Origin of the sequence: Vibrio sp. YQ_11, from assembly GCF_043103065.1 — a bacterium.
Lineage (GTDB): Bacteria > Pseudomonadota > Gammaproteobacteria > Enterobacterales > Vibrionaceae > Vibrio > Vibrio parahaemolyticus.
The window spans coordinates 1-4,513 of record NZ_JBICJM010000014.1 but is presented as its reverse complement, the minus strand read 5'-3'; the positions used below and the strand labels follow the sequence as shown (position 1 = coordinate 4,513).

The following is a 4,513-nucleotide window of genomic DNA, read 5'->3' as shown; positions in this document are numbered from 1 at the left end:
TGCTGACTTATCGGGGGCGTGTATTGATATCTTTGATACAGGTACAGGTAAGTTATTTACCAATTCACCATCAGAGGCCTACTTAGACAGCATTGGCGGTAGTGCTACAAACGGTATTTTAAATGAAAATGGAACTTACGGCCCAAGTGGTAATTTCTACCTATTCAACTGGACTAACGCAAATGCACTATGTACTACCTACAACACCCTTAGTCTCGGCGGACGGACAAACTGGCGTTTAGCGACAAGAGACGAGTTAAAAGGGGAGCTATACGACATATTTGGTAATATGTTTACCGCGCGCGGTTGGCCGACCTACGCCACCTATTGGTCGGCGACTCCTGATGGTTCTAGCTATTACGACGTGTTCCTCTACAATGGCTTCGTCGGCAGCGTCCTTCCGGTCAGCACGATCTACGCATCCTGCGTCTCAAATCCTTAAAGTTGAGCGTTTAGAGTTTAACGTTTTAATTTTTAATTTTTGAAGTGCCAGAGTTGCATCTGGCACTTTTTAAAAGGGGGAAGATAGGTGAATATTGAAAATAAATTAGCATTGGTTGAAAGCAGTCAACGTATTGTTGGCATAAAAGAGGGGATGTTTGTACGTTTCTATGAGCAATCACTCTTTGGTTGGCAGCAGTGGGTATCTAAACAGGACCAATTACCGACATTGAAGGTGTTAAGGAAAAAGGTTAAGAAATTGAATGGAAGAGAGGTGTTGTATGGTGGGCTTCCTATAGAATCATTAAAGCAAGCTGGAATTGACATAGGTACAGAGGCTGTTATTGAGTTAGAAATAATCATCGATTTTTCTGAGTGGGAGTATTGGAGGCAAGAGCAGCGTGCTCAAATGGACGATATTGAAGAGAAATTACCTTGTAACCCTTGTGATGACGATCTGTTAAATCGTCGATATGTTCGATTATTTTTACCCGAAGCAATCGTCAATAAAGTGATGATGACGAAAGCTTCAAGCTCTTCATCAGATTGGTTGTTGATTGCTGTCAAGCAAGCGATATAACGTTTTAATAAGATGGTTCTCGGAAAATCAACAGGGAACATAGCGACAATGTCGTGCTCAGAGAATGTTAACGTTAAGGTGTTAACATGTGGGCCCTGGTATGTTATCGGCATTTATGACCTTATGGGTATTCAAGGGAAGCGAGTCGAAAGGCAACACTTCGAGTTAAACAATAAATGCAAACGCGCGCGGTTGGCCGACCAACAACAACTATTGGTCGGCGACTCCTGATGGTTCTAACTATTACAACGTGAACCTCAACAATGGCAACGTCAACAGCAACAATCCGAGCAACACGAACTACGCATCCTGCGTCTCAGGCCAACATAAAGTATCCGGAGCCATCTTATTAAAGTGAAGACCCTTCTTTATGGTGAAGTGATTGTAATAACAGTTATTGGGTAATAAATAACGTTTAAGTTCGCCAAAATTTTTATGATATATTTGTTTTCTCAATTGACAATGATTGGCTTGGCTAAGCAGTCCATAATAGCTATTTATCGTTGATTGCATAGCTTTTAGCTGAGTGTAAAGTGGTGCGTAATGGATAGCATGCTTACTCCATCTCCCTCGACTTGGTCTAGATCTTAAAAAGACACTAATCGCACCAGTGTCTAGAATCGCATTAAAGTAGCGCAAACGCTCTTTCAATGATGAAATGGTGGTTTTGCGAACATGTTTATAATGGGGAAATACACGAAATCCCAAGTAATCAAACCCCTCCTCAATAGGTGATAAATGCACCTTTGTAGGATGTAATTTTAATTGCAGGCGAGAAGTGAGATACCATTCAATATGTTCTTTCCATTCTTGCAATTTTTCAGGCGAATTAGATAAGATAAATAAATCATCCATATACCGAACGTACCCCTTAACCTTCAGTGTGTGTTTTATTTCGTGGTCAAGGTTGTTGAGGTAAAAATTACCGAAGAGTTGACTAGTAACGCTACCTATGGGCAACCCAACCTGTTCCGTATTGTTAAACTGTAGCTTCTTATGGTGCGGGATTTGGTTAAGTAAGTATTGGTTTCCAGTTCGCTCGTTTTGTAGCTTCGTGGCATCCTGCTCTATGATCTTTTCTATTAGGTTTGCTAGGCAATATTGGCGCAATGGGCTTAATTTTGAATTGTAAATGAGATTGTGTAGTTGCGTTAGAAGCTCTCTTTTATTAATGCTATTGAAATAACTGTAAATGTCGAGCTGTAGCCCCCAAGTATGTCGTGGTTGGCGCATTAGTTTTTGAACTTTTGCAATAGCAGCAAGAGTTCCTTTACCTTTTCTATTGGCATAGGTGTCATCAATGAATTGATTTTCCATAATAGGTGCCAATTGTAGTGCAATCCACATTTGAGCTATACGATCTCTAAATGCTGGGGCGTATATTTCTCTAAGCTTAGGTTCTGTGATTGCAAAATGATGATAAGGATAAGGTTGATATGTATTAGTTAATATTTCGGTTGACAGCTCATGGCATAGTTTCGGGAACTTTAAAGCGTTAGCAGATTTTTGTTGACTGCTTCCCGAAGCTTTTACACATTGCAGCAACTCTGCTGCGAGTTGATGGTGATATTTAAGGTTTGAATTTTGAATAAAGAGTTTCGTCATAATCGTCTCTACTATGATTTACAAAAGTTGTACAAATTGTATTGGAACCAACATCAACACTTACCCAAAGCATTTCGCTTTACAACAGGAGAACAAATCCTCAACGAACTCACGAAGTGTATTCGTTACTCTGTTCAAGCTAATTTGTACGGAAAATCTCTCGAAGGAATATTGCGAGCCCTAGATTTATTACTAGAACTTAGTGCACTTTTAGAAACCGTACAAAGTTTATTAATGTTAGCTTGGGAATTAAAATTCTTGCCTCATGGCGCTCTGGTTGCTTTGACTGAACAACTTGGGCATGTATCAAGACAAACTACAGGATGGCGAAAGTGGTTCCAAGGAAAATCTCTCGAAATAAATGCACCTATTTCTTCTCCAAGTGGGTGCGCTTAGATTAGAGCTACTGGCATATTACTATTCAAAAAGACAATAAAACTGCTTGAGAACTTAGAGCCTTCCTTGGAGAGAAGAGAGCATGGTCGAACTGGTGGCCTAAGAAGGATATTAGAGAGTAAGCGATCCCTGCCAGCCCTTATAAATAAAGGGCTGTAGGCTCACGTTGGACTTTTCGCTGAAATGGGCGCAAACCCCCTAATAGCAGTGCCATACTACAACGTTTAGTGGAAGGTTTTGGTGACGGTATCTCTATGCCTGTTAAGCCCTCTGATGTTTGCATTCAGTCTTTCAGTCAACTCAATCCGAACAGTGATATTGTCGCTGGACTAATGCGCGGTATTGTCCATCAGCAACCGATTCAAGTGACTTATTGGTCTTTAAGTTCAGGTGAGACACAACGCATTATCGTACCGCATACTCTGGTTAATAATGGACAACGTTGGCATGTCAGAGCGTTTGACCGCAAACATAATCAGTTTCGGGACTTTGTCTGCACTCGGTTTACTCAGGTTGATAATTTAGAAGAACAAGTTTCACAAAGTGAACTGAGAGAAAGTGATGATAGTTGGAATCAGTCGGTTGAACTTGAGTTAGTTCCCCATCCATCGCAATCATCCCATCAGGCTATTGCCTTGGATTTCTCTATGGAATCCTCACCGGATTGGCATCGTAGCATTAAGTTAAGACTTCCCCTTGCTAGCTACTATCTACGTTACTGGAATGTGGATTGTACGGAAGATCACAGCCTGACAGGGCGAGAGCATTTATTGTGGCTGCGTAATGCCAGCCAGTTAAAAGATATTGCAGAGCTCGATATTGCCCCAAAGGCATAACGAACTCATCACAAGAAGAATTTCGAGCCATACGCTCAACAGAATTAGGATAAAAAGATGGACCACAGCGTACATAATAAACTTGTCTCATTTATCTGGAATATCGCCGACGATTGTCTGCGTGACGTTTATGTTCGGGGTAAGTACCGCGATGTCATTTTGCCTATGGTGGTGTTAAGACGTTTAGATACGCTGCTTGAGCCTAGTAAAGAGGCTGTACTAGAAGAAGTTCGTTTCCAAAAAGAAGAAATGAATGCGGTGGAGCTGGATGGCGACCCATTACGTGATGCGTCAGGCTTTGTGTTTTACAACACGTCGAAATGGACACTGAGAAGCTTATATAACGCAGCAACGAACAACCAGCAAATCCTCCTAGCGAACTTTGAAGAATACTTACTGGGTTTTAGCGATAACGTTAAAGAGATTATCGAATGCTTTAATTTGAAAGCACAGATCCGCCATATGGCGTCCAAGCAAGTACTGCTGGATGTCGTTGAGAAATTTGTTTCTCCATACATTAACCTAACTCCAAATGAAGCGACTGATCCTGATGGTTACAAGTTACCAGCGCTGAGTAACTTGGGAATGGGTTATGTGTTCGAAGAACTTATCCGTAAGTTTAACGAAGAAAACAACGAAGAAGCCGGGGAACACT

The 4,513-nt window shown here is 41.2% G+C and carries 6 protein-coding genes and 1 pseudogene; 6 read left to right on the top strand and 1 reads right to left on the bottom strand.

Annotated features, from left to right (window positions below; all coding sequences use genetic code 11):
• The 3 genes and pseudogenes from ACF8EG_RS10780 to ACF8EG_RS10770 form a co-directional block, all read left to right on the top strand.
• A pseudogene (locus ACF8EG_RS10780) lies at positions 1–442 on the top strand (hypothetical protein); the annotation flags it as partial.
• Positions 443–529: 87 nt separating this feature from the next.
• On the top strand, positions 530–1,021 hold the full coding sequence (locus tag ACF8EG_RS10775) for a hypothetical protein (RefSeq protein ID WP_243185996.1): 492 nt from the start codon (positions 530–532) through the stop codon (positions 1,019–1,021).
• A gap of 172 nt (positions 1,022–1,193) precedes the next feature.
• Positions 1,194–1,379, top strand: coding sequence for an adhesion domain-containing protein (locus tag ACF8EG_RS10770; protein ID WP_107686077.1), 186 nt, complete (start codon positions 1,194–1,196; stop codon positions 1,377–1,379).
• On the opposite strand, the gene ACF8EG_RS10765 is transcribed toward ACF8EG_RS10770, so the two are convergent.
• On the bottom strand, positions 1,322–2,626 hold the full coding sequence (locus ACF8EG_RS10765) for an RNA-directed DNA polymerase (RefSeq protein ID WP_102552418.1): 1,305 nt from the start codon (positions 2,624–2,626) through the stop codon (positions 1,322–1,324). The genes ACF8EG_RS10770 and ACF8EG_RS10765 overlap by 58 nt on opposite strands.
• On the opposite strand from ACF8EG_RS10765, the gene ACF8EG_RS10760 reads away from it, so the two are divergent.
• From ACF8EG_RS10760 to ACF8EG_RS10750, 3 genes are all read left to right on the top strand, one after another.
• Positions 2,606–3,022: a hypothetical protein gene (locus ACF8EG_RS10760; RefSeq protein WP_198006586.1), complete on the top strand. Its 417-nt coding sequence runs from the start codon at positions 2,606–2,608 to the stop codon at positions 3,020–3,022. The genes ACF8EG_RS10765 and ACF8EG_RS10760 overlap by 21 nt on opposite strands.
• A 254-nt stretch (positions 3,023–3,276) precedes the next feature.
• Positions 3,277–3,858 (top strand): WYL domain-containing protein, encoded by a 582-nt coding sequence (locus ACF8EG_RS10755; protein WP_323210811.1) that lies wholly within the window; start codon positions 3,277–3,279, stop codon positions 3,856–3,858.
• Between the two features lie 57 nt (positions 3,859–3,915).
• On the top strand, positions 3,916–4,513 hold a 598-nt coding region (locus tag ACF8EG_RS10750), incomplete at its 3' end, for a type I restriction-modification system subunit M N-terminal domain-containing protein (protein WP_392419448.1).